General features: G+C 37.4%; 21 protein-coding genes. 11 read left to right on the top strand and 10 right to left on the bottom strand.

What is annotated here, in order from left to right; genetic code table 11:
- Positions 1 to 82: 82 nt before the first annotated feature.
- Together K2F26_RS16885 and K2F26_RS16880 are read left to right on the top strand one after the other, a co-directional pair.
- Complete coding sequence (locus K2F26_RS16885) at positions 83 to 808, top strand: cytochrome b/b6 domain-containing protein (RefSeq protein WP_220608724.1); 726 nt, start codon at positions 83 to 85, stop codon at positions 806 to 808.
- Positions 809 to 1,053: 245 nt separating this feature from the next.
- On the top strand, positions 1,054 to 1,263 hold the full coding sequence (locus tag K2F26_RS16880) for a hypothetical protein (RefSeq protein ID WP_220608723.1): 210 nt from the start codon (positions 1,054 to 1,056) through the stop codon (positions 1,261 to 1,263).
- Positions 1,264 to 1,292: 29 nt separating this feature from the next.
- Here K2F26_RS16880 and K2F26_RS16875 read toward each other — a convergent pair whose 3' ends face one another.
- From K2F26_RS16875 to K2F26_RS16865, 3 genes are all read right to left on the bottom strand, one after another.
- Positions 1,293 to 2,411, bottom strand: coding sequence for a hypothetical protein (locus tag K2F26_RS16875; RefSeq protein WP_220611920.1), 1,119 nt, complete (start codon positions 2,409 to 2,411; stop codon positions 1,293 to 1,295).
- Positions 2,412 to 2,588: 177 nt separating this feature from the next.
- Positions 2,589 to 6,005 carry an acetate and sugar kinases/Hsc70/actin family protein gene (locus K2F26_RS16870; RefSeq protein WP_220608722.1) on the bottom strand — a complete coding sequence of 1,139 codons (3,417 nt, stop codon included), beginning with the start codon at positions 6,003 to 6,005 and terminating at the stop codon, positions 2,589 to 2,591.
- A 115-nt stretch (positions 6,006 to 6,120) separates the two neighbouring features.
- Positions 6,121 to 8,679, bottom strand: coding sequence for a dynamin family protein (locus K2F26_RS16865; RefSeq protein WP_096572590.1), 2,559 nt, complete (start codon positions 8,677 to 8,679; stop codon positions 6,121 to 6,123).
- A 315-nt stretch (positions 8,680 to 8,994) separates the two neighbouring features.
- Here K2F26_RS16865 and K2F26_RS16860 point away from each other — a divergent pair, with 315 nt between their 5' ends.
- Positions 8,995 to 9,258: an AbrB/MazE/SpoVT family DNA-binding domain-containing protein gene (locus K2F26_RS16860; protein ID WP_096572589.1), complete on the top strand. Its 264-nt coding sequence runs from the start codon at positions 8,995 to 8,997 to the stop codon at positions 9,256 to 9,258.
- Complete coding sequence (locus K2F26_RS16855; protein WP_096566193.1) at positions 9,245 to 9,640, top strand: type II toxin-antitoxin system VapC family toxin; 396 nt, start codon at positions 9,245 to 9,247, stop codon at positions 9,638 to 9,640. The genes K2F26_RS16860 and K2F26_RS16855 overlap by 14 nt, the downstream gene beginning before the upstream one ends.
- Positions 9,641 to 9,765: 125 nt before the next feature.
- On the opposite strand, the gene K2F26_RS25475 is transcribed toward K2F26_RS16855, so the two are convergent.
- The 3 genes from K2F26_RS25475 to K2F26_RS16840 all read right to left on the bottom strand — a co-directional run bounded on the left by K2F26_RS25475 (position 9,766) and on the right by K2F26_RS16840 (position 11,376).
- Positions 9,766 to 10,221 carry a ribbon-helix-helix domain-containing protein gene (locus K2F26_RS25475; protein ID WP_409349338.1) on the bottom strand — a complete coding sequence of 152 codons (456 nt, stop codon included), beginning with the start codon at positions 10,219 to 10,221 and terminating at the stop codon, positions 9,766 to 9,768.
- 424 nt (positions 10,222 to 10,645) lie between these two features.
- A complete protein-coding gene (locus K2F26_RS16845; RefSeq protein ID WP_096566190.1) occupies positions 10,646 to 11,185 on the bottom strand; it encodes a hypothetical protein in 540 nt (179 codons plus the stop codon).
- Positions 11,182 to 11,376, bottom strand: coding sequence for a DUF4365 domain-containing protein (locus K2F26_RS16840; RefSeq protein WP_246605398.1), 195 nt, complete (start codon positions 11,374 to 11,376; stop codon positions 11,182 to 11,184). The genes K2F26_RS16845 and K2F26_RS16840 overlap by 4 nt, the downstream gene beginning before the upstream one ends.
- 217 nt (positions 11,377 to 11,593) lie before the next feature.
- On the opposite strand from K2F26_RS16840, the gene K2F26_RS24925 reads away from it, so the two are divergent.
- Positions 11,594 to 12,796, top strand: a complete 1,203-nt coding sequence (locus tag K2F26_RS24925; RefSeq protein WP_367890344.1) for a cyclase family protein — start codon at positions 11,594 to 11,596, stop codon at positions 12,794 to 12,796.
- On the opposite strand, the gene K2F26_RS16830 is transcribed toward K2F26_RS24925, so the two are convergent.
- Positions 12,774 to 13,205 (bottom strand): hypothetical protein, encoded by a 432-nt coding sequence (locus K2F26_RS16830; protein ID WP_220608721.1) that lies wholly within the window; start codon positions 13,203 to 13,205, stop codon positions 12,774 to 12,776. The two genes, K2F26_RS24925 and K2F26_RS16830, sit on opposite strands and share 23 nt — an antisense overlap.
- A gap of 557 nt (positions 13,206 to 13,762) precedes the next feature.
- On the opposite strand from K2F26_RS16830, the gene K2F26_RS16825 reads away from it, so the two are divergent.
- The 3 genes from K2F26_RS16825 to K2F26_RS16815 all read left to right on the top strand — a co-directional run bounded on the left by K2F26_RS16825 (position 13,763) and on the right by K2F26_RS16815 (position 16,745).
- Positions 13,763 to 14,116 carry a hypothetical protein gene (locus K2F26_RS16825; protein WP_096566182.1) on the top strand — a complete coding sequence of 118 codons (354 nt, stop codon included), beginning with the start codon at positions 13,763 to 13,765 and terminating at the stop codon, positions 14,114 to 14,116.
- Between the two features lie 78 nt (positions 14,117 to 14,194).
- Positions 14,195 to 16,315, top strand: coding sequence for a pentapeptide repeat-containing protein (locus K2F26_RS16820; RefSeq protein WP_220608720.1), 2,121 nt, complete (start codon positions 14,195 to 14,197; stop codon positions 16,313 to 16,315).
- A gap of 286 nt (positions 16,316 to 16,601) precedes the next feature.
- The gene (locus K2F26_RS16815; RefSeq protein WP_220612021.1) at positions 16,602 to 16,745 is read left to right on the top strand and encodes a hypothetical protein; all 144 of its coding nucleotides are present in this window, start codon (positions 16,602 to 16,604) and stop codon (positions 16,743 to 16,745) included.
- Between the two features lie 330 nt (positions 16,746 to 17,075).
- Here K2F26_RS16815 and K2F26_RS16810 read toward each other — a convergent pair whose 3' ends face one another.
- Positions 17,076 to 17,651, bottom strand: coding sequence for a phycobiliprotein lyase (locus K2F26_RS16810; protein ID WP_220608719.1), 576 nt, complete (start codon positions 17,649 to 17,651; stop codon positions 17,076 to 17,078).
- Between the two features lie 192 nt (positions 17,652 to 17,843).
- The gene (locus tag K2F26_RS16805; RefSeq protein WP_194055551.1) at positions 17,844 to 18,524 is read right to left on the bottom strand and encodes a HEAT repeat domain-containing protein; all 681 of its coding nucleotides are present in this window, start codon (positions 18,522 to 18,524) and stop codon (positions 17,844 to 17,846) included.
- A 202-nt stretch (positions 18,525 to 18,726) separates the two neighbouring features.
- On the opposite strand from K2F26_RS16805, the gene K2F26_RS16800 reads away from it, so the two are divergent.
- Complete coding sequence (locus K2F26_RS16800) at positions 18,727 to 19,278, top strand: YciE/YciF ferroxidase family protein (RefSeq protein WP_194055549.1); 552 nt, start codon at positions 18,727 to 18,729, stop codon at positions 19,276 to 19,278.
- Positions 19,279 to 19,681: 403 nt separating this feature from the next.
- On the opposite strand, the gene K2F26_RS16795 is transcribed toward K2F26_RS16800, so the two are convergent.
- On the bottom strand, positions 19,682 to 20,416 hold the full coding sequence (locus K2F26_RS16795) for a fasciclin domain-containing protein (protein WP_220608718.1): 735 nt from the start codon (positions 20,414 to 20,416) through the stop codon (positions 19,682 to 19,684).
- Positions 20,417 to 21,501: 1,085 nt separating this feature from the next.
- On the opposite strand from K2F26_RS16795, the gene K2F26_RS16790 reads away from it, so the two are divergent.
- A complete protein-coding gene (locus K2F26_RS16790) occupies positions 21,502 to 22,296 on the top strand; it encodes a glutathione S-transferase (protein ID WP_220608717.1) in 795 nt (264 codons plus the stop codon).
- A 107-nt stretch (positions 22,297 to 22,403) separates the two neighbouring features.
- The gene (locus K2F26_RS16785) at positions 22,404 to 24,134 is read left to right on the top strand and encodes a helicase HerA domain-containing protein (protein ID WP_220608716.1); all 1,731 of its coding nucleotides are present in this window, start codon (positions 22,404 to 22,406) and stop codon (positions 24,132 to 24,134) included.
- The last annotated feature ends 181 nt before the right edge of the window (positions 24,135 to 24,315 follow it).

Below are 24,315 nucleotides of genomic sequence, written 5' to 3'. Positions count from 1 at the left end.
AAATATTCATCCATCAGATTAGATTGCGATTAGCACTAGAATATTTTAAAATTATACATTATGAAAATTAAAAATTGTTACCATGACTCGTTCAGCACCCTATCAACCTCTTTTGTTACGGATTTTACATAGTATTAATGGAATTTTAGTCATTGCAGCTATTATCACCGGATTCTTAGTTTACAACACTTTTGACAAAAGATTGGGTAGTATTCCTATTCCTAAAATCGACCCAATTCAGGGTATTCACGGAACTGCGGGTTTATTCTTTTTACTGTTATTACCTGCTTTTGCACTCTATAGTTTTCATGCTGGTGAAAGGCGGTTATTACAAGCAGATTCTATAGAGAAACTCTCACAATTTAATAAACCAATTTGGTGGGTGAGTCTGCAACGTTTAGCAAATACTTTGATGCTAATTGCCTCAGTTTGGGCGGTGGTATCTGGCAGAATGATGAAGGAAGAATGGCTACCAATAGGAGAATTTGATCATATTTGGTATTATTTCCATTTAACAGCTTGGGTGATGATAGTTTGTTGTTTAGCCATTCATCTTTTAATGTCTGCTAAGGTGGGTGGTGCGCCTTTGTTATTATCAATGTTGTCATGGAAATTCAGAACACAAGATAGTCCGAAAAATTGGGTTAGTCGGTTGCGTGGTTGGTGGGGTAATCTTCCTCATAATTTGGGTGAGAAATTTAATCAGTTAATGCAAAGTAATTTGATTTTGCGAGTTATTGAGGTGTTTGTTTTGTTGGGAATTATTGCTGCTTTTGTGTTACCGTTGTTTTTATCTGGTGGGGAATAAGTGCAGGAATTGAATCATAAATATTAGAAACTTTCTTAGTTCCAACTTCTTAGATAAGTTGGGCATTTTTTTTGACATAGATGTAAAATTATTTCTTTTCATCTTCCTGAAACCGCAAATTTAGAACTTGTTGAAAATGTGTTTTTCTACCTAAAGAAACATCCGTAAGGCTACCTATAGCAAGATATAGAGAATTGGATAATTTTTCAAAATAGGGTAGCATAAGTTTTCGCAGGAATCACAATATGAGACACTTAGCACCCGTAGCTTTATTAGCATTTTTGGGAACTGCTGCGGTTATTGCAATACCCAAAGATTTTCAAGCGACAAACACACGACAAACTCTATTAGCCCAACAAACCCCTTCTCCTTCCACTCCTAAACCTGATCGCACTCCTACAACTCCTACTCCTACTCCTACTCCCTCACCCACTCCTACACCTGATATGCAGTAAACAGAAGTAATTATATGGTATTGCGGTTTTCATCGTAAGGATCGAAATAGCACCCGCCCCGGATGTTCTTCTTGATTGATTCGTGTGTATAATCGCAAACAAGTTAATACTTCTCCAGGTGTTCCACCATAGTCTAGTTGTACATCATCTTTGGAATACGCGCAAATATCAGCATAAAGTCCTGATAATTGTCTAATTTTCACATCATGACCGGCTTTTATGGCTTTATTGGCTACTTTTTTCAATATACGTCTTGATTCTTGTTGTAACTTTCCCCACCAGGAATAACGTTCTGCTGGGGGAACAAACACTAGGGAATGTATTGATTCATCCATGTCAATCCAAGCACGTAGATTTAAGATGGGGTCAGTATTTTCCTCAGTTTTTTGGGTGCGTTGTAGGCGATCGCTTAATACTTCTAGATACAGTTGTTTTTGTTCATGTTGGGATTTTAAGGAAACAACATCAAAGCTAAACACACTCTTTAAAGCATGATGTAAATCAGGTTCTATTTCCATAAATTTAATATATAAACTTAAAAATCCTGATAATAATTGCAATTCTTCTGAATTATATAACGGGGCAATTTTTGATTTTAAAAATGCTTTTTTTGACAAACATAAACCTCTAGCTTGAACAGTACCATTTAAACCAGGATAAATAATTTCATCCCGCACAAAAGGTAAGTGTTCTAGATTGACATAATCTAAATTTGCACCATTTTTTTCTGCTATTTCTAAAGCACGTTTTTTCCAATTTGTTGCTAAATCTTCAGGAACTCGTAATAATTTACGGTGAATTTCATTCCATAAATCTGTGTCATTTTGACTTTGCAGTGGTGCATCTCCTAAATAAAAATTTAATTCTAAATCTGTATTAAAAATGTCTCTGAGTTCATTAAATAATTCTTCTGGGTGAGATTCATCAATAATTACAGTTTCTACATTTTCTGTATTTTCTGTAATTACTTCAGGTTGTAAAAGATTGTGAATTTCTAGAATGACATTTTCACATAAATCATGACCTGGATCATTTGGGTATTCGATCCTGGCTTGTTTTAATGTTGCTTCTAATCCGTATAAATTCAATTTTAACAATTGAGCTATTTGAGAATTTTGTGTTGCTAATAATTGTTGTAGATGTTGCATCATGGTAAGAAGATATTAGAGGATTCAGGAGGAAATTCAATAATTGACAATCGACAATTATATTTAATTTCAAGGCAGAAAATTGAAAAGTTTTTTCTTTCTTATTCCCATTAAAAGAAGAGTTTTCAACCTTAAATCAAACAATTATCAATTATCAATTGTCAATTATCAATTGATTTAATGTATTCCACAGAAAGGATCGCGTTCTTTATCTATCTCATTAGGTTGTAATTCTAATTCTGCACGATAAACACATCCTTCTTCTTTTAAACATTCTTGATTATTTGATGTCCAATAAGGTACTTCTCCTGCGTGCATTCTTAATATACCTTGATGATCAAGTGTTACATGATATTGACAAGGGTAATCTGTGGTGATGTCTGGTTTACTCAATGAACCAATACGTATCCATTTTTTGGTGTTGGTTTCGCTATCTGTTTGATATATATAAAAGGTGTGTTGACCATTTTGGGGGAAGGGTGGTAAAGGATTACTAATTAACCCTTTTCCTGGTTCATTAACACCATCTTGCAAATAGTGAAATGTTTCCAATTTGGGATTTTGATTGTTATCAACTGCAAATACTAAATGATAAGCATTGGGTTGATCTACGGTAGCTGATTCTAATACGTTTACCGCAATATCACCATCTTTTAAATCTTCATGGGGTTGTTCAATAGCGATATTCCATTTTAATTGTCCATTGGTAAATAAATCTGCTGTTTCTGATTCTTGGTAAATGACAGAATTGATATTTATTCCCTTCTCATCTATTAAATAATGGGGATTACCTTGACAGAGTAAAACGCTAAATTGCAAAGTTTGATCTATTTCAAATTGGACTTTAATTTTTTTGAGAAATTCTGGTTCTTCCATTTCTAATTTCTCCATTAAATTTTTACCGTCAAAGCTACCCCATAAACGCAATTCTCCATCTTCATAGTCTTGACGATAGATAATATTTGTTAATTGGATACCTTGCCAATTTGTCCGCACTTTAGCTACACTTTCCCCTGCTGCAAGTTGATATAATTCTTGTCCAGCGTTGAATATTCCTAAGAGTTCATTACTTTGGGTTTTGCGTTTAAAGTTGCAAGGTAGATAATAAAATAGATTTTTTACATCTATTTCTAGTTGGTTTGCACCTTTAGCTAGTAGGTGTTTTGATTCTTCGGGATCAAATCTTAATCTTCTTAATTTTTCCGCGTAACAAGCACCTGCGGAAGTTGCTAATTTAGTAAATTCTAAAACAAATGTAATCCGTTCTGGATTCCAAACAAAATAAGGAGATTTACTAAATTCTTGGTAAATTTGTCTTTGCACTAAATCCAAATTACAGGTTTTACCAGAAAGAATTAACCAATCTACTTTTTGTTTATTGTCTGCATTTAAACGGCTTTCCATTAAACCTTTTGCAATACCTATTGCTTCTTTAATTGCGGAAATTGCTGCCCGTTCAAATTGTTGACTATCTATGTTTATAGAGATAGCATCAGGGATAATAATTTGAAATTTAACTGCACTTTGGGCGAGGAGTTCACTAATTTGTTGTTCGGAAAGAGTGAAGGTTAATAAAGAACCATCTCCTGGTAATTTTTGCCCTAATTTGAGTTTGGCAGCTTCGGCATAATCCCAAAGAGTGTAAAATGTTTGTAGACGTTGGGGTGCTTGTTGCCATCGGGTTGGTAGAACTTTTTCGGCTGTATCTAAAGCATCTTTAAAAGCAACGTCACCTTCGGGATTTTCTTTGTCTACACACTTTAATAAACTACCGCTTTTAAATTTGCCATCTTCTAAAAAGCGTTCGTTTAATTCTGAGTTGATTAAATCTTCTAGTTTGTCGCTTTCTATGTCTCCGTTAGTTATTGCTGTTAAGAGAAAATCAGCTATGGCAACTTTTAAAAGTCTAAAAATGCGTAAGGTAATTAATTCACCACCTAATTGTAAATGTCCTGAAGAACCTAATAATTTCGGAGTAAGTTTATAATAACGTCCACCTAAACCCCGATCTTCATGATCTGCAAAAAATGGAGTTTTATCTTCTAATGTGAGTTCAATTAATGCTAAGTCTGTTGTACCTCCACCAATATCTAACACTAAAACATTTTGTGACCATTTATTTTTTTCTTGCCGACAACGAGTTTTAAAAGATTCAATACCAATATTTAAGTTACCACCAAATTCTCGCCAAAGAAAAAAGATAGCTACAGAAACCGCTTCATCATAAGCTGTTTGGACATCATCTATTCCTAATTCTTCGACTAATGCTTTAATTTCTTTTCTCACTACTGGAGGTGCAACGGTAGGATAGGTGAAAACTCCTGTTAATAAATCTCCTTCGGAAAATCTTCTTCTGGCACGTTGACGATAATCTTCTGTTAATTCAATTAAATGCGCCCATGCTGCTTGAATTAATTGGTTAACTTGGATGTTATTTTCTGAGTCATTTAAGATAACTGGGAAAGTTCTATTTTGTCCAAAATAACGTTTGGGTGAATGATGAAATCTGCTGATTATATCTTTAACTGAAGTGATTGTACCTTGGGCAATGGCTTTTTTTCTATTGTCTCTTGCTTCTCTCCCCATTTGCAATTTTAAAGGTTCAACTTGGGATACTTCCATTTCGCTGGGAATTTCTGTTTCCCGTCTGTCAATATCCAAAACTACAGGAATCAAATTTTGTGATTCTAACGTAGGAACACGAAAAACTTCATGATATATCTGATAAAGTTTTTTGCTAACAGCACGGCGAAATCTGTCACTATTTCCTAAACATAATTCAATTTGGCGAATAGCTTCTAAAAATTGTTCTTTGTTATCATTTTCAAAAACTTCGCTTAATTCTTCTGGTTCAATTTCTAAGTTTTTACTAATATTCGCAATGAACTTTTCCCACTCGTTCACACCGATATCTGGTAAAGCTAAATTAGCAGGAGAATTTAACCACTCTGCTAATCTTTGACGCAATCTTAATTCTTGTTCTCTGGGTAAAACTTCCGCAATAGGTACTTCAATGGGATCAAAAAGTGTCACTGTAGAATTAGAAGTTCCAAAATCTACCGCAAACCAACCCGGAAATCTTTTTTTGGGTTTTTCATTGAGTTTTTCACTCAATTGTTGACTTAATTTATTGAGATAGGTATCTAATTCAAAAGGATTCATAGTTTTATGGTTAGTTATGGTTTTGTGAGTTATTGATTGAAAATCAGGTGTAAACCAAAGATTACAGGAAACACCCATATTTTTCTTAATAGATAATATCGGTTTTCCGGTAGCATCAGAATCAAAATACTCAACAATCACCTGTAAATCACAGTTGACTGTTTCGTTTAAAGGTTTCTCTAACTGATAAGGATATTGTCCTAATTGACACAAATTAGAGATTTTTTGGGGTGTAGCAGAGTTAAAATGTTTATAAGTTTGTTGAATTTCCGCTGCTAATTCTATGGGTGTTCCTTTGACGCTACAAGTAATGCGAGAGATATGGGGAATATTACTATTGGTGGCGACAATTTGGATAGCAGGTAAATCCAAACTTTGATTTTCTTTAACTCGTAGTTGATGTTTGGGTGGAAGTATAATTTCCACAGGCATAAATGAATTTTAGATTTTGGATTTTGGATTTTGGATTTTGGTAGATGCAGAAAACAGCCTAATACTAATACCTCTTCCCTGTTCCCTATTCCCTATTCCCTGTTCCCTTCTTCAGCTAAATATACTCATAAATATCACTCTCATTAATTGATGCAATATCCGCAAGAATTTCTAACCAAGTGGGAATTGCTAATTCTGGGGTTGAGTCTCCAGCAGCAATATATCTGAGTAGTTCATCTTTTTTAGACAGGTTTTGCAAACTGGGAATTATTTGATCTAAAATTCCTTCTAATTCTGCATTTACTTGTTGATTAACTTCACTCACATATTGCACGAGATGTAAACTAGCACTAGCTGTAATTTCATCCCGCAATCTTAATACAAAAAGTTGATGATTTGCATTGCGAGATGAGGTTTGATTTCTTTCAGGAGACCAATCAAATATTTGTCCAATACTGTGTTTTTCATCCCGTCGCGCTAGGGGAAACATCATATCAGGAGAAATGGATTTATCTTGATTATTAATTTCTCCAACAATTGCTTCTTTCCACTGATTTGGATCACATCCTAACAACAGTTTATAAAATAAATCTGCGGCTTCAACTCCAAAGTTATCTTCTATCAATTCTTCCATCTCTGGATTAAGAATTGTTTGAATTTTCTCCCGTTCTAATACTACTTGATGGGCTAATTTATTCAACAAGTCTACTACAGCTTGACGAATGCGATCGCTGGCAAATTCTTCTAGTTCTTTAACGCTTTTTTCAAACTCTGGATAAAAATCATCACTTTTGCTAGGAATAGAATTATTTACTCTATTTCCCCGTTCAAATAATTTACCCGCCGCACCTTTAGACTCTGCTAAGGTAATTGTGCCATTTTGGCATTTATTAAATAACAATGTCCACTGACTCCAATTGAGAATCCTATAGGTTAATTCATCTTTGATCACATCACTAACCACCACTCCCCGTCTATCTTTGAGTGGTTCTTTACCCAAGTCTTTTTGAAAGCTTCTGTAGGTTTTATCTAAACTTTCAATTGCCAAACGTAACTCCATTAAATCTGGACTATCTGCTGTAGGTATACCTTGTTCATGAATTTCTGCCAGGATATATTTCAGTTGTTCTTGTTGTTGATGAATCACATCTGCCGCCCTGCGAGTATCCTCATATAATTGTTTTAAACCATGAGTAGCTACATGATTTTGAATCAAGTCCCGCAGTTTACTAACACCCCCATCTTGGGCAAAATAACCTAACTGTTTACCTAGAGAATTACGAGGTTCACTTTCTAAAAGTTTATCGCTGAGTTTACCCCATTTTTCTTGTAATTTCTTGGAACGTTCCAAATAATCAGGATAATCTAAATTAGCTAAAAATTCTTCTGAACCAGCTTTGACTTTGGTAGAACGTTTGGCTAATTCTGATAAACCTAACAAGGGCGATAATAAAACAATGCGTTCTTTTTGAGTAGTAAAAGCTTCTGCACCATCAATAATAGTTTGCAGAACTTTTAATTTTTGAAAAACTACCTCTGTTTGTAAAGGTTGGGAATTAGGATGATCTTCAATTAAAAAATCTAAAATTCTTTCTCCACCTTCACTTTCTAAAGGTAATTGATCAAAACGTCCCACACCAACCAGAATTAAATCTTTTAAATCTTGCCCGGGGCGTTGTTGCTGCATCATGGTAAATATTTTATTAGCGCGATCGCTTCCCGGTGATTTACCATTTAATAACACTAAAATTGTCTGCACCTGTGTCAATTCTCGCAATGATAAAAAAGTATCTCTTGCACCAGAATTAGCCGCACCTAAACCGGGAAAATCTAGCAAAACAAATTCTTCCGCCCCGGTTAAATCCCAAATTTCTCTAGATATTTTGACCTCAATATCAACTCTACGAATCAGGTAAAAACTATTTTGTAATAATTGAGTTTGCAGAACTTGGGGTGCATTCGGTAAACGAATATGTGCCGGCGGTAAATCATCAAATCTCAAAGTTTGAATCGCCATCGGCAAATCAATTAATTGTAAACCTTCCTTTGCCGTTGCTGCATCAATATGATAATGCTTACCACACAAAGCCTCACCATAAGCTTGATAAGCCCGCAAAAATAATACTAACTCACGCAATAAATAGCGTAATTCTAAATTATTGGAACTCTTCCAAGCTTCCTCACACCAAAGAGAAATATCTTTACCAGTTTTAATTTTAGCAACTTGTAAAGGTGGTAAACCAGCAGCCACAGCCCGACGGTTTGCTTCTGATAACATGAAGTGTAAACACTCATTTACCCCTTCATGAGATAAATACTCAACGGTGTAATTATCTATTTTTGTTGTAGCAAAACCTTCTTGTGGTTTAATATGAATAGCAGTCACATTTCCCGTCGTCGGGTTTTCACTTACAGGTAAAGCATCCGCAAAACCAATTAAACTTCCTAACAGTAAACTTTTACCACTGCTAAACTCACCCATCACACCAATTTTCACAGGTGAAGTGGCCATTTCCACAGTCTTCTGTGCAGCTTCTCGCAAGCGCACCAGACAGTCATCCAGGCTAGTAGGGACCCAATCTTCTTGTTGGGAGGGGCGTTGGGGTACAGAGTCAATTTTGCGGAGGATAAACTCACCGTACTCTTTAAACCTGGTTAATTTGTCTAGTTCCATATAATCGTTACTGTCTAAATTCATTTTCTGAGTGGGTTATAACACAAAAAATGAAAACCTCCACTACTGATGCAACAAGGTTACAAATGATATGTGATAGGTGACTGGGAGAGTAGTTAGAACTTAATGGAAATAAAACCTCAAATATGTATCTGAGAAAATCGCATTTCTCGTAGGAGTTTATCAGTGCTAAACCTGTACAAAACGAGTGTATTTGTTTTGCTGATTAAAATGGATAACTGATACCAATTTTATGGGTTTTTGCTATTTATTTATGTGTTATAATTAGTGTTATGGTTTTATTGTTTAGACATTATGGAAATTACCAAATTGTCTCCTCAAGGAGAGGTCATTATTCCCCAATCTTTACGAGAAGCGCATCATTGGAATGCAGGTCAGGAATTTATTATTATTGATATGGGTAATGGGATTTTATTACAACCTAAAAAGCCTTTTCCAGTAACTAAGTTGGAGGATGTAGCAGGTTGTTTAAAATATGATGGTGAACCTGCAACCCTGGAAGATATGGAAGATGCTATTCGTCAAGGTGTTGAGGAAATGTGGCATGATTGCGATTGATACAAATATAATTGTCAGATTTTTAACTCAAGATGATGAATTACAGTTTCAAAAAAGTAGAGAGATATTACAAAATCATGATGTTTTTATTGCAGATACAGTCATCTTGGAAACGGAATGGGTGTTAAGGTTTAGATATAAGTTTAAACCTCATGATATATGTAAGGCTTTGAGAAATTTGTTTGGTTTACCTAATATTTACCTAAATAATCCTATTTTAATTGCTCAAGTAATTGAATGGCATGAAAATGGTTTAGATTTTGCTGATGCTTTTCATTTAGCTAATAGTCAAAACTGTTCTCAGTTTTATACATTTGATGAAAAGTTTGTTAAAAGAGCAAAGATGCTAACTCAGTGTGATGTAAAAAATCCTTGTGATTAGTTTGTTATTTCACGCGAAGGAAGATCAGTGGGATGTTTTTATTTTTGTAATAGTCTTTAAAATTAAGGAGTAAAATTTATGAAAGTGTTGAATTTAGGTTCTACTAAATATTCCATTTTCTATTTTTAATAATGGTCTTCATAAATACTTTCACGACTAACAGCATAATCAGATAAAATAGGTGCGTTTGCACCAACACACGCTGCAAAATCATCAGCTAATTCATCTAAAGCACTTTCCAATTCTTGATACTTTATTCCAAAATCTTCTAAATTTCCTTTATTTTTCCGTCTTGCTTCTTGAATGATTAACTGTTGTAAATATTCACTCGCTGAATTATAATTACCTGCGGCAATTTCTTCATCAATAAAACTTTTTAGGGCTTCAGGTACAGTGATATTAATATTAGTCATAGTGTTGAAGTTAGGTTGAACTAGGCTACTCTTAATCTTAGCATTTTTCGATTGTAATACTAGGTAGTTTAGCACTTTTTCCATCCCCTTGCGGGGAAGTTGATTTGGAAAGCATTCTTGGCGTTGAGAAAGCGCCAGAGATGGATAAGAAAATAAATGAGTTTCCATCCCCTTGCGGGGAAGTTGATTTGGAAAGCTTGAATACCCAGATCCCCTCTGGTTACAAATTAAAGTTTCCATCCCCTTGCGGGGAAGTTGATTTGGAAAGAGTTCACTTTTGGAAGCCTTACAGAGCAAGGGTTTCAGATCCCCATTTCGACACCACTTTTTTGATTCTCAATAAGTGCCAAAAAATTCTCAATAAGTAAGGCATTGTAAAACCGGAAACGCTGATCCTGTAAACGATCCACACCAGTCAACGAAGTTATGCGGTTTTCAAGGTTCGGGCTTGTGGTGTCGAAATATTTTTACCATTTCCAGTAATTTAACATATTCAACCTAGATTTTCAACCTTTACTTATCATTTCTTAAAAATTTTCTTCCTCAGTACCAAAAACCCATCAATATCTCTACCTAAACCCTATCTAAGCATTCAAATATTATCAATTTGAAAATTGTGGGGATTTTGTAAAATAAACTGGTCATTTTCCTTAAACAAATCGCCTGTACAACGAATTGGTAAACGTTCTTGATAGGCTTTAATAGCTAAAATATAATCATGATTTTCCAGTATAGTTTTGATTTGCCGCAGTTTATCAAATACCACGCCAAATAATTGAATTTCTCCTTTTAATTCTGTGGTGTTTGGTGTTTGAATCTGACTAACCACAGCTTGAATAGTTAAATTAGGTGCATCAGTAATAATTTCACCTAAAATATCGAATTGTGAGCGGTTTTCGGCTTTTGATAAGGTTTCAATTACATCATATATACGCTGGGAATAATCATCAAAGTTTTGGTCTACAGGTAATTGAATTTTGAGTTTATTCTCTGAATAGTTATCCTGTATCCAAATAGAAACTTTATTAGGAATAACACTTTGTTCATGCCAACCTTTAGATTTTAAATATTTATCTATTTGTTGAGGTTGTAAATGATTGAGAATTTCTACATCATTAATAATTGCTTTCATAAAGTCCCTCCTGTTTGGATTGTTTGCATTAAATTTTTTAAAGCATCAACTGTAAATACATTTTTGCGGGGTATATAAACAGTAAGGGTTTCGGTGTTTTGTGTTTGGGGTTGTTCACGTAATGAAACCCAGTAAGCACAGCGACGTAAACACAGTTCTGTTTCTGAATCATCCTGATAAATCCCAATCACCAATCACCAATCACCAATCACCAATCACCAATCACCAATCACCAATCACCAATCACCAATTCTGACAATTTACCTAAACTTAATCTTATGTTTGCACAACATTAACCTTTTAGGTGTTCACTAAGGTTAAATTCACTTTTTGCTGCAACATTTTAAACTTGTAATTAACCCCCAACCGACCTGGTATTTACAGGAATTGGGGGATTATTTATGATAAATAATAGCCGAATCACAGAGGAATATTACTATACAACCCCAACAGCCAAACAATATCACCTATTCCCGTGTTATCCACCTGAGTCATATAATTGACACAGGTATACCACAATGGCCTGGTGATCCTCCCGTCAAATTTACCACTGTAGCCGAACTACAAGACGATGGCTATTATCTGCGACGGTTTTCTATGGGTGAACATAGTGCTACTCATATCAATGCCCCTAATAGTTTTCACGGTGACGGTATCAGCATTGATGAATATTCCGCTCAGTCTCTTGTAGTACCTGCGGTAGTTATAGATATCTGTCAACAAGCAACAGAAAACCCTGATTATCTTTTAACTGTAGCTGACATTTTGACATGGGAAGCAGAATTTGGCACTATTAAACCCGGTTATATAGTGTTACTTTATACGGGTTGGCAACATAAATGGCTAGATAAAAACGCCTTCTTCAACCAGGATACAGATGGAAATATGCACTTTCCAGGGTTTAGCGGTAAAGCCACCGAGTTTTTAATTACTGAAAGAAAAATTGCCGGGGTGGGAATTGATACCCACGGTGTAGACTCAGGGCAAGATAATAATTTTACCACTAATAGTTTGATACTAGCAAAACCACGGATTGTCCTAGAAAACCTCACCAACTTAGATCAACTGCCACCCCAAGGCGCTACCCTAGTAATTGGTATTCTCAGGTTACGTGGTGGTTCAGGTTCTCCGGCTGCGGTAATCGCATTTTTTTGTCACCAGTCACCAGTCACCAGTCCCCAGTCACCAGTCACCAGTCACCAGTCCCCAGTCCAGTCACCAGTCACCAGTCACCAGTCACCAGTCACCAGTCACCAGTCACCAGTCCCCAGTCACCAGTCCCCAGTCACCAGTCCCCAGTCCCCAGTCACCAGTCACCAGTCACCAGTCACCAGTCACCAGTCACCAGTCAGTCACCAGTCACCAGTCACCAGTCACCAGTCCCCAGTCCCCAGTCACCAGTCACCAGTCACCAGTCACCAGTCACCAGTCACCAGTCACCAGTCACCAGTCACCAGTCCCCAGTCACCAGTCCCCAGTCCCCAGTCACCAGTCACCAGTCACCAGTCACCAGTCACCAGTCCCCAGTCACCAGTCCCCAGTCACCAGTCACCAGTCACCAGTCACCAGTCACCAGTCCCCAGTCACCTCAATTCTTTTGTTGAGAAATAGAGAGAGCATAATTATGTTTACCTGGGGATAAATTACCTACGTACAGTAAATAATTGCCAGCTTGCCAAAAACCAGACAGTTCTGGTTTCTTTGCAGAGTAATTATCTGCCAACACACAAAAGCGCCCCCCTGGTCCATCAATCAACATTGTAGGGTGTCCCTGTCCCTCAACAGTTAAGCGTAAATAAGGTAAAGATTCTTGTACCTGAAGAACTTGACTAGGTTGAGTGGTAATATTCCCGCAATTACTCTGAACTGTTCCCCCAGATATGCCATTGACAACCAAAGGATCTGTCGGGAGTTGCTTGTTAATTTGGATAAATGGAGTTTGTGCTAAAACAGCTTGGTTAAATACCAAACTCATAACCAAAGTTGCGGGAACAAAAGTCAGTAGTTTTAATGTCTTCATTTTTATTCATGCTCCCGACTCTTGATAGATTAATATAGTGCTATATATTCTGGTTTATTAGACTCAAGACAATGGTATATTGTTCCCAATGTTCAAGTATCAATTTTTATTGAGTTGTTATTTAATTTTGATTTGGAAATTGGGTGAATTTGTAACTCAGCATAAAAATATCCTGAATTGACACAGGAGAGGTAGAAAATTCTGGCTATAGACAAGATACATTCATTTCCGTACCTACAGAGGTTTTGTACATGGGATGCTGAATAAATGTAAAACCTAGAGAAAGCAAGAGATTTAGGGAGATAAAAGCGATAATAGTCCAAGGAATAGAAATTTAACCCATCAAAAACCAATCACTTTTCCTTTCTTCCAGACTATTCTTAGCTGCTTCTGATTCTTCCTCCTGACTCCTGACTCCTGACTCCTGACTCCTAAGCCTCACGACAAGACTTCAAGACCATTCCCTACATATAGATATTAGCTAAAATCACTAACACAACCCCCAAATATGGATATACTTGGTCGGTTGTAGAATCTATAGCTGGGGTAAAAAAATTATGAATCCTCAACCAGAAGAAGAATTGCAGCGTCGTTTGGAACAACTAGAGGCGGAAATAAGTTCATTTTCCACCCAACCCAACTCACAAGAGACGCAAAAACAGACGTATTACCCAAATCAAACTATGTTTGCTAAATTAAACCGAAATTTTCAGCGTTTTCAAATTTGGTTTCAAGGTTTATCAGGGATAAAAAAGCTTGCCGTTACTGGTGTAGGAATACTCTTGGGCTTCATGGTACTGCAAACAGTATTTAGATTGGTAGCATCTGTGATCAGTCTGGCACTATTGGCGGGGTTAGTGTATCTTGGATACAAATTTTTGGTGTCTAATAGCTTGCAACGTAAGCAATAGCTTATTTTAACCGCGCCGCCAAAAACTTGTATAGATGTATAGATTGGCGTAAACATAGAATCAAAGGGAAATTATGCAATGACTACCCCAACCGTGAGGAGAAATATTGATCAATCTAATCAGTCCCAAAAACCGGAAAAAGTTAAATCCCTGCCCTTAGCAACAAGGCGTTTAGGCGCTTGGGCAGCAGAAATTACATTAGTGGTAGCCAGCGGGTTAATTCCCTTTGGCATTGGTGTTTATGCCAATTCTCGTAGCGATCTGCAAAGAGTACCTTTAAATCCGGTGTTGGTACTCACAGAAAGAGCGATCGCCCGGCCTTTAGCCCTACCAATTAGTTATGGTATTCGTAATGTTACCAGTCCCACTAATTTTTTATGGACTATCGCCCTCTTAACACCTCTGGTCCTCTCAGGATGGCAGTTGTATTTACTGGGTAAAACCGGCAGCACCATTCCCAAACGTTGGTTTGGGGTGCGGGTTGTTAATGATGAGGGTAAAGCTCCTGGTTTAAGGTCTGTTGTAGTTCGTGAAGGGCTAGGGCGCTGGACTAGTCCAGTTGCCATTGCTTATATCCTCTGGCGCTACAGCTTTGCTTTTCCAGATTTAGGCTTATTCACATTTTTAGCTATTGTTTTGGTGCTAGGTGAAGGCATGGGTTGGACTTCCCAAAAACGTCGTCGCGCCTTCCATGATCAGTTGGCAGGTACATATACCATAGATGTTAAAGACATCAACAAACCAATCAAAACACCTGTAGAAAATACCAGCGAGCCGCCACAGCCAGAAAATGAAGAACCAACAGATACATCTATTAAGGAGTCCATCCCTAAACTAAAAATAGCCCGCAGTCCTAATTTTATCTTGTTTGTGGTTGGTGTAACCAGCATGATTGCTGTGTTGTCAACTTTAGTAGGCACACAAATTTACATCCAAACCCAAGAAAACCTGCGGAAAACCCAGTTGGTTAACACTCAAAAATTTCTCGAACTCGTAAAACCAATTAATCCTGATTCTGGTGTCAGCGACGAAGAACGCCAAAGGGCTATTCTCGCCTTGGGTGGTATTAATGATACACAATCTATCAAATTTCTAGTGGATCTACTGGTGAAGGAAACTGACCCTAACATCCTAGATACTATTCAACAAGCACTGGCAAATATTGGAATTCAAGCTTTACCAGAATTAAAACGCATGAATCTGTTTCTCGCTGGGGAACTCGAATCAGGCGGCAATTTCGGAAATATCAGAGAACAACAATTAAATCTTAACCAACAGGCAATCAACAAGATTTTGTCTGTCTATAGTGGCAAAATTAATGACATTGATTTAAGTAGTATCCAACTGGGTGCAAAAAGCTTTGAAGAAAGTTCTGTATTTAACTTGGTACTAGAAAATGCTGATTTATCGGGAGTTGTGTTTAAATCTGCCAATCTTAACCAAGCTCAATTAAAAGGTAGTCGCTTCCGTAGTGCAGGTGAAGATGGGCGCTGGGATACTTATGATGATGTCATTGCTGATTTGACTAAAACTCAACTCAAACAAGCCAACCTCAACGAAGCCAACCTTAGTCGTGTGTTAATGAAACACAGTGATTTAAGCCGCGCTACCCTGAATAAAGCTAACTTATCTCATGCCCGGTTAGTGGGTGCTAACCTCAGCAGTACCCAACTTATCAGTAGTGATTTGCAAAAGGCAATTTTGGAAGATGCGATTTTCACAGGGGCAGATATCAGCGACGCAAAATTAATGGAAGCAGATATGTATGCTGCTCAGTTAGGTCGTGTTTCTGCCATAGGTACACAATTATCTTATGCCAATTTAACTAACACCAATTGGCAAGGTGCAGATTTATCTGAAGCCTATTTAGATCATGCTAATCTTACCAATGCTAATTTCAGTGCGGCTCGTCTTGCTGGTGCTGTTTTACGCTCTGCCAACCTGAAAAATGCCAACCTGCGAAATGCTGATATCAGCCGCGCAGATTTACGGGGGGCAAATTTAGACGGTGCTGATTTTCAAGGCACTATACTTTTTCCTGGTAAACAAGATCCCGGAGATAGGTTTGTAGAAACTTCCGATCTCGGTTCACAAGCTGCCATAGTCCAAGGTGTCGATTTTAGCAATGCTAAAAATTTAGATGCCCAGCAACTAGCTTTCATTTGTACCAAGGGCGGTATTCATTCCCGTTGTCCATAGTATTGGTGATTGGGGACTGGGGACTCTCACAGGGGTAGGTTTTTAATATTAACTGTGAAGGCAGGACCTGGAAGACAAGGAGGGAAGGTAGACAAGGAAGATTTGATACGCATACCAATATTTTAACGGACTTTTTTGGTTACCAAGAGCATCTGATTTTGTACGGTTTTCCTCCCTTGTCCACTGTCCTTCCAAGTCATCCAAGTCTTGCCCTCACGACAATGTAAAAAACCTACCCTTGTGAGATGGGGACTGGGGACTGGGAAGATAAATAACCCAATGCCCAATGCCCAATGCCCAATGCCCAATGCCCAATGTCCCTAATACTAAGACTGTGATTTTTGGTAATGCTATTATTGCTTTTGATGCTTACCGCAATGGTGGAGGTACAGCTTTATCTTTACAGGGTGGTGTGGGTTTGAGATTTTAAATCAATCAATAAAACCTAATACATTAAAACCTAATACATTCATTCATGAGAGCGATCGCTCTCCCACACCCCAACCCTGAATCCTTTGTTATTCATTGTTAATACAATGAGTTTTTTACTATAAAAACACAGAGCATCCCAATTTTGAAAAAATAAACGCTGCTACACCAAAAACTCTCGGAAAACCTCTTACCTTTGTGTACTTTGCGTCCTTTGCGGTTCAATCAAAAAAAATCAACTTACACATTTGGGATGCTCCCTTACATTGTGAGTTCAGGTAAGGTAAGGATTTAGCATTGCTAAACCCCTACTTTGTCAATCAAAAATTTGTTAACCGGCGCTGGCGTTAACTGTATTAGCTGCTTCCATCGCTTTTTTAGATGCTTCCGTCGCACCCATGCGAATCTCAGAAGTGAAAGAAGCCATACTAAAACCACCAAAACGCTTGAGGACACTTACCCGCATCCGCAGATTAGGACTAGCAAACCATAGTCTTTCCTCAGACCACATGGTTTCATACTCAGTAATTAAAGTTAAAGCACCATCTTCACCCATTTTGTAAGTTCCTGCTACGGGTGCTTTTTCTGCATAACCCATTTCTCGCAGTAACTTACCTTCTCCGGGTTTATCTGCATCAGGTACAGTAACTAAAACCGTAGAACCTTCGTGTTTTTCTTCATCCCATTCCATTGTTCCCTTCCAGGTAACTCTCGCACCACAGGAAGTTGTACTGGGATGAACTTCATACTGTTCACAGAGTTTGATTACTTCTGGATGATCTGCGGCCAGCATTTCAATCACGATGTCTGATTTACCATCTTCTGATTGCTTAAAGGCCAAATGGTGACTTGTACGGTGAGAGAACCATTTCCCAGCACTTAACTCAAAAAACTCTTCAATATTCATGAATCAAATTATCCTGGCGCAAAATACAAAGTAAGTAAGGAGTCAGGAGTCAGGAGTCAGGAGTCAGAATGTTTAAGAAATTTGTTGGTTATCAAATAGGTATTTTGGGTGTAAGCCTCAAAAGCTGACTGCTGACGACTGATAGCTGAATGCTTACCACTTTTATTATTAAACGTTAACAGGAAGCGTTGCCTAAACTTGATTTTCTATTTCTTGGAGTCTCTTGAGAGAAATCGTTGCAGCTTGGGCAACATGAGGATGACTGTCTTTTTCTAAGTATTTCAAAGCTGAAACACTCTTGGGAGTAGGGAGATTACCCAAAGCTTCTGCTAGACGCTGACGCACTAACCAATCTTCGGCTTGAGCAAAGCGCAGGATATAATCTACAGAGTCAATAGATTTAATTTCTCCCAAAGCTGAAATAGCAGCTTGTTGGATCACTACTTCTTGGCTATCCAGTGCTTGAATTAAAATATCATGGGCGCGGGAGTCTTTAATATTACCTAACGCCACAGCGGCACTAAATCTAACTAACCAATCTGTATCTTCATAAAATGCCCGTGATAGTGCCTCAACTGCTCTGTTATCACCCAAATATCCCAAAGCACCGGCAGCGTCAGCACGGATACCATAATCTGGGTCAGTTTCCAAAATCCTCACCAGAATAGGATAACATTCTGGGGTTTGTTTGATACCTAAAGCAAATACTGCCATTGATCGCAGTTGCAAAGATTCATCATTCAATACCTTTTTAATCAAAGGTACAGCATCTTCTGATGGTATATTCCGCAGGTTAGCAAGGGCTACCATGCGATCGCGCAAATTTGGACTTTCTAACTGAGTAGAAATTATCTCTAAGTTGGGAGCAGTCATTTATATGAAATCACTATCTTTACCTATCTTTACTTTAACTTAATCAACCAAATCTACCCCAAGTCTTATGTTTAGCTGCACAAATAGCCGTTAAATGTAACATATAAACTGTATCTTAGGTATGAAGAGAAGACTCAAGGCTAAACGTAGGGTTATAAGGAACGACTGTTGGAAACAGCGTTTAACCTTCAGGAGAAAAACAATGGTTCAACTGAGCGAACGTCCTGGCGTAAAAAAAATCTCTAGCTCACAAGATAAATTCATTTACGAAATTGGTGCGATGTATGATGCTGAACATCGCTTTTTAGAAGCTCAACAGATGATGTGGCAATGTTGTCAAAACAATCAATTGAAGTCTTTAATTGAAACCCACATCCGCGAAACTGAGCAACAAATTAGAAATTTAGAGCAGGTTTTTACCACTCTGGGACAACAACCACAACGAGTTACTTGTGATGCTGCTGCTGGTGTGATCAGTGACGGTCAAAAATTCATGCTTTTGGCTGCTGAAAGTCAAAAAATTCTCGAACAGGGAATAGCAGGTGGACAGTTAGTAGTCGAACATTTGGAAATTGCTTGTTATCGGTGCTTGATCAAAGGTGCTGAACAGATGGGACAAAACCAAGTGGTACAGTTGCTACAACAAAATTTGCAGCAAGAAGAACAAACAGCGCAAAAACTAGAGCAGTTACTACCACAGTTACTTCAACAAGCTCAGTCTGGTGACGGCAAAACTACGGCTAAATCTCGCTAATTTACCAATTGATAATTGATAATTGACAATTGATAATTACCCCATTCTTCAAGTCTCCCTTTTTTCAGCGGAAAAAGATCACAGTTTTCCATTGGACAAGTCAATCTTTTTTCTTTCAATGATAGGTAATTTTCAATTGCACATTATTAATTTTCAGTTTTTGCAAGCGGTTAGCTTTGAAATAAGCTAATTAATTTGTAGGGACGTTGTAGGTAGCGTCTCTACATTTTTTATTAATTGGTAATTGGTAATTGGTAATTGGGGACTGGGGAGAAAAATTTTAGATTTTAGATTTTAGATTTTAGATTGGAGATAACAAAAACAATCCAAAATCCAAAATCCAAAATCCAAAATAAAAAAACTCCTGACTCCTGAATCCTGCTGCATTTGCAAGGGGTTGATTTTACAGACTTGGTGGCAAAATCAAATTATCAATTTGATGAATTACACCGTTACTTGCGGGAATATCTGCTTTTGTTACTTGAGCATCATTCACAAATACTCCCCTAGAAGGATTGACTAGAACCTTAATGGGGTCTCCTTGTAAGCTGGTGACTTCTCCAGATTTTAAATCACTAGAAAGAACTCTACCTGGTATGACGTGATAAGTTAAAATTTTCACCAAAATCTCTTTGTTTTCTGGCTTTAACAAATCCTGCACCGCGTCCTGTGGTAGTTTAGCAAAGGCTTCATCTGTGGGCGCTAAAATTGTAAATGGTCCAGCACCTTGCAAAGTTTCTTTAAGTCCACCCGCTTCTAAAGCTTTGATGAGGGTTTTAAAATTACCCGCTGATTCAGCAACTTCTACAACGTTTTTGGTTTCTGTGGTTTCGGTTGGTTTAGTGCTGGGAGTAGCTGGTGTTGAAGTTCCAGGTCTGTTTCTGACTGGTGGTGGTGTGACTTTTGGAGTTTCGCTAGGTGCAGTACCACGGTTGTAGGGAGGTTCGTTGAAAATACTTGGTCTAGGATTCAGCACTCCATCGCCGCTAGACTGGGCTATCTGTGTTTTACTGTTTATATTGGTATCATGATTTGGAAATACTTCCGCTCTAGATGGTAAAGTAATCAGGAGACCAACTCCTGTTACTCCCAATATTCCAGCGATATTGGTCAATAATTTGCTGTAATTAGCCTTCATAAATTTTTTTTGTCTTCATTTTTAACAAGCTACATAAAAACTTATAACATTTCGTTCAACCAAAATCTAACCGAGAGCGGTTTTCCAGTTTTTGCCAAAAATTAGGTAATGCTGTTAAGATAAGTTTTGACATATTCATTCACCTGAATTGTCATCAGCAGGATTTAGCTATCAACTGATGGCAATTTTAGCATTTTGGGAATGATGGTTTATTTTGCGCTTATATGCCCAAATCACCCAATCTTCGCCAGTTGTCAGTAACTCAACCTTAAAAAACGTAATATCCATATCCCCGACTTCTTAAAGAAGTTGGGTATCTATCCAGTTCCTATTTCAATACTTTTCGGTTAAGCCCAAAAAATAAAATTCTTTAGGTTGGGTTGAGGAACGAAACCCAACATTTATAAGCTTTTATTTGGTTGCGCTATCGCTTAACCCAACCTACAAAAACTTACTTGAGAAAAACCGAATTTGGAAAAGACTTCTAATTTTTTTTAGATGTTCTTCATTAGATGTTCGTTAAACGATAAATAAATCAAATGAATTATAATTTTTGCAAAATTATCAATTAGATTTTTTGTTGATTTGTTTGCCCATAATTCTATAAATAGAAGCATAGTTTTGAGGGCTTGATAATTGACAATACGTTGATTGTTCAATCAAAATACAGCATTTTGCGCGTCTATCTGGTACAGGTTATATCTCATTTTCAATTTGATGTAATGATATGCCCTAAATTCTTGTACCTAATCGTTACGCAAAGTGCTGTATATTCTGAAAAGAATTAAAGAAATTTTTAAGGTTAATCGGAAATTAAGCATTCAGCAGTCAGTAAGAAAAAAGAAAACCATCAATAATAGGCTTTAAATTGCTCTCATTAACACTGGTGTAATTTGATAAAATGAGAGCATCCTGATTATTAAATCAGTCTCTCTCTAGAGAATAGCTGATTACTGATTACTGATAGCTGAATACTTACATCGGACATTAAATCAACAATAAACTGTTCGCTTACTAGAAAAATTACTTAAACTCAAGATAGAATTGTAAAATAGATAAATAAGTTAGTTAGCACGGAATAGAATATGCTGGAATTATATCAGTGGGAACTCTCTCAATATTCAGAAAAAGTCCGTCTATGCCTTGATTATAAAGGCTTAGAGTATCACAAAATTGAAGTCACTCCCGGAATTGGACAAGTAGAATTGTTTCGTTTGACTGGTCAAAAACAAGTACCAGTATTAAAAGATGGTCATAGATATATTGTAGACTCGACGGAAATTGCTAAGTATTTAGACTCGGAATACCCAGATCGTCCACTGATACCAACAGATAAGAAAAAACGCGCTCAGGCTTTATTATTAGAAGATTGGGCAGATGAGACAATTGGGATTAAGGGTAGAAAAGCTTTGTTTGCTGCGATCAGTCAAGATCAAAATTTCCGCAAATCTTTATTACCAGTCTCCACACCAGATATTTTGAAATCTGTGGTTGAAGGTGTACCAGGTGATTTTCTCAATGTTTTGGGTTTTGGGGTGGGTTTTACTCCTGATGTGATCAATTCTGCGATCGCTAGTTTAAAACAAGATTTAGAAATCCTCACAGAACTATTATCAGATAGTCCTTATCTGTTGGGAGATGAACCCACTATAGCTGATTTGGCAGTTGCGGGATTATCAATATTATTGAAGTTTCCAGCAGGTCCTTATTTGGATTTACCAGAATCTCTCAGAGGTAAAGGATTACCAATTTTAGCAGATAATCCTGATTATGAACCATTTTTCACCTGGCGCGATCGCCTCTATGAACAATTCAGAAAACCCTTAACAGGTAAACCCCCCGCTACCGGAAGCGCACCTACTTCGATACAAATTGATTAATTAATTTAGGTGACAGGTGACAGGTGACAGGTGACAGAAAGAAATTTCCCAATCACCAATCACCAATCACCAATCACCAATCAGCAATCACCCATTACCTATTTAAAATGAATTTAGGACAACCATTAGGTTCAGTTATTGAAGGTTCTCTCACTGGAGGTTTAGAAGTGAGACTACACCCGGATATCTCTGTAGAAGATATGCGGGTGGGTAAATTTCTTGTAGTTCAAGGGGTGCGATCGCGTTTTTTTTGTATGCTGACAGATGTATCTTTAGGAACAGCAAATGCGCGAATTATCGCTAACCCCCCCGGTTGGGAAGATACTTTTTTACGGGAGATTTTAGCGGGAAGCGGTACTTATGGGATGATCAACCTCGCACCCATGTTGATGTTTACCCCAGAAACCAATGAATCTTTTTCCTCTGTTAACGGTAAATCTCTCAAGCCATTTGTACCATATACTACAGGTTTAGCTTCTTTCCAACCTCAAACCAGCACTACAATGGAATTGCTACCTGTAAAAACTATACCTAGTCATTTTAGCCAAGTTTATGAAGCTAATGAAGAGGATTTTCGGCGGGTGTTTGGTTGGGAAGATGACCCCCACAGAAACAACTTCTCTATCGGTAAACCCTTAGATATGGATGTACCGATTTGTATTGATTTAAACCGTTTTGTGGAACGAAGTAACGGCGTTTTTGGTAAATCTGGGACTGGTAAATCTTTTCTGACACGCTTACTTTTAGCCGGTGTGATTCGTAAAAATGCCGCTGTTAACTTAATTTTTGATATGCACTCAGAATATGGCTGGGAAGCAGTGGCAGAAGGTAAAGAAGTTAACACGGTTAAAGGTTTAAAACAGTTATTTCCCGGTAAAGTCGAAGTTTATACTCTTGACCCAGAATCAACCAAGCGTAGAGGTGTCAGAGATGCACAAGAACTATATTTAAGTTATGAACAAATAGAAGTCGAAGATATTAAATTATGTGCTAGAGAGTTAGGAATTACCGAAGCAGCTTTAGATAATGCCAATATCTTATGTAATGAGTTAGGTAAATCTTGGATTCCTCAATTGTTCAACATGACAAGTGAGGATATTAAAATGTTTTGTGAAGACAAGCCAGGACATCCAGGCTCAATCACTTCTTTACAGCGGAAATTATTGCGTTTAGATAGTTTAAAATATATGCGGGCAGTTTGTCCCCACAACTATATTAAGAAAATAGTACAATCTTTGGAAGCTGGCAAAAATGTAGTGATAGAATTTGGTTCACAATCGAATATGCTCTCTTATATGTTGGTGACGAATATGATCACCAGACGTATACATGAGCATTATGTCAAAAGAGCAGATAAATTTCTCCAAAGTAAAAATCCCTTGGATCGGCCAACACCATTAATGATTACAATAGAAGAAGCCCATCGTTTTCTTGACCCCGCAGTGGTACAAAGTACCATCTTTGGGACTATAGCCAGGGAACTGAGGAAATATTTTGTAACACTTTTGGTAGTTGATCAGCGTCCGTCTGGGATAGATAATGAAGTTATGTCCCAAATAGGTACTCGCATCACTGCTCTGCTTAATGACGAAAAAGATATTGATGCGATTTTTACAGGTGTATCGGGTGGGGGAGCTTTGCGTTCAGTTTTGGCTAAATTAGACTCTAAACAACAAGCTTTAATTTTAGGTCATGCCGTACCCATGCCAGTAGTAGTGCGTACCAGACCCTATGATACGGTGTTTTATGGGGAAATTGGCGATCAAGTTTGGGAAGAAAAGTCAGATGCAGAAGTTTTCGCGGCCGCAGAACTCGCTAAAGCTGACTTAGGTTTTTAGTAATTTTAGCGTGATTGGTGATTCTATTTTGGATTTTGGATTTTGGATTGTATTTCATGAATCAAATCTAAAATCTAAAATCTAAAATTCTCCTGACTCCTGACTCCTGACTCCTGACTCCTGACTCCTGAATTATTATAAGATCGTGACATCCCTCCATCGGGGTAGCTTGATAAGTTCG

Source organism: Sphaerospermopsis torques-reginae ITEP-024 (assembly GCF_019598945.1).
Classification (GTDB): Bacteria; Cyanobacteriota; Cyanobacteriia; order Cyanobacteriales; family Nostocaceae; genus Sphaerospermopsis.
Note: the sequence above shows the minus strand (reverse complement) of the source record. Positions and strands in the feature narration are given on the sequence as shown.

Excerpts from the sequence above, each read along its gene's own strand:
- K2F26_RS16860 (WP_096572589.1), top strand. The coding sequence starts at position 8,995 with ATGGAAATTACCAAATTGTCTCCTCAAGGAGAGGTCATTATTCCCCAA.
- K2F26_RS16820 (WP_220608720.1), top strand. The coding sequence starts at position 14,195 with ATGACTACCCCAACCGTGAGGAGAAATATTGATCAATCTAATCAGTCC.
- K2F26_RS16805 (WP_194055551.1), bottom strand. The coding sequence starts at position 18,524 with ATGACTGCTCCCAACTTAGAGATAATTTCTACTCAGTTAGAAAGTCCA.
- K2F26_RS16810 (WP_220608719.1), bottom strand. The coding sequence starts at position 17,651 with ATGAATATTGAAGAGTTTTTTGAGTTAAGTGCTGGGAAATGGTTCTCT.
- K2F26_RS16875 (WP_220611920.1), bottom strand. The coding sequence starts at position 2,411 with ATGCAACATCTACAACAATTATTAGCAACACAAAATTCTCAAATAGCT.
- K2F26_RS16785 (WP_220608716.1), top strand. The coding sequence starts at position 22,404 with ATGAATTTAGGACAACCATTAGGTTCAGTTATTGAAGGTTCTCTCACT.
- K2F26_RS16815 (WP_220612021.1), top strand. The coding sequence starts at position 16,602 with ATGCCCAATGCCCAATGCCCAATGCCCAATGTCCCTAATACTAAGACT.
- K2F26_RS16795 (WP_220608718.1), bottom strand. The coding sequence starts at position 20,416 with ATGAAGGCTAATTACAGCAAATTATTGACCAATATCGCTGGAATATTG.
- K2F26_RS16885 (WP_220608724.1), top strand. The coding sequence starts at position 83 with ATGACTCGTTCAGCACCCTATCAACCTCTTTTGTTACGGATTTTACAT.
- K2F26_RS25475 (WP_409349338.1), bottom strand. The coding sequence starts at position 10,221 with ATGGAAACTCATTTATTTTCTTATCCATCTCTGGCGCTTTCTCAACGC.
- K2F26_RS16870 (WP_220608722.1), bottom strand. The coding sequence starts at position 6,005 with ATGCCTGTGGAAATTATACTTCCACCCAAACATCAACTACGAGTTAAA.
- K2F26_RS16800 (WP_194055549.1), top strand. The coding sequence starts at position 18,727 with ATGGTTCAACTGAGCGAACGTCCTGGCGTAAAAAAAATCTCTAGCTCA.
- K2F26_RS16845 (WP_096566190.1), bottom strand. The coding sequence starts at position 11,185 with ATGAAAGCAATTATTAATGATGTAGAAATTCTCAATCATTTACAACCT.
- K2F26_RS16880 (WP_220608723.1), top strand. The coding sequence starts at position 1,054 with ATGAGACACTTAGCACCCGTAGCTTTATTAGCATTTTTGGGAACTGCT.
- K2F26_RS16855 (WP_096566193.1), top strand. The coding sequence starts at position 9,245 with ATGATTGCGATTGATACAAATATAATTGTCAGATTTTTAACTCAAGAT.
- K2F26_RS16825 (WP_096566182.1), top strand. The coding sequence starts at position 13,763 with ATGAATCCTCAACCAGAAGAAGAATTGCAGCGTCGTTTGGAACAACTA.
- K2F26_RS16865 (WP_096572590.1), bottom strand. The coding sequence starts at position 8,679 with ATGGAACTAGACAAATTAACCAGGTTTAAAGAGTACGGTGAGTTTATC.
- K2F26_RS16830 (WP_220608721.1), bottom strand. The coding sequence starts at position 13,205 with ATGAAGACATTAAAACTACTGACTTTTGTTCCCGCAACTTTGGTTATG.
- K2F26_RS16790 (WP_220608717.1), top strand. The coding sequence starts at position 21,502 with ATGCTGGAATTATATCAGTGGGAACTCTCTCAATATTCAGAAAAAGTC.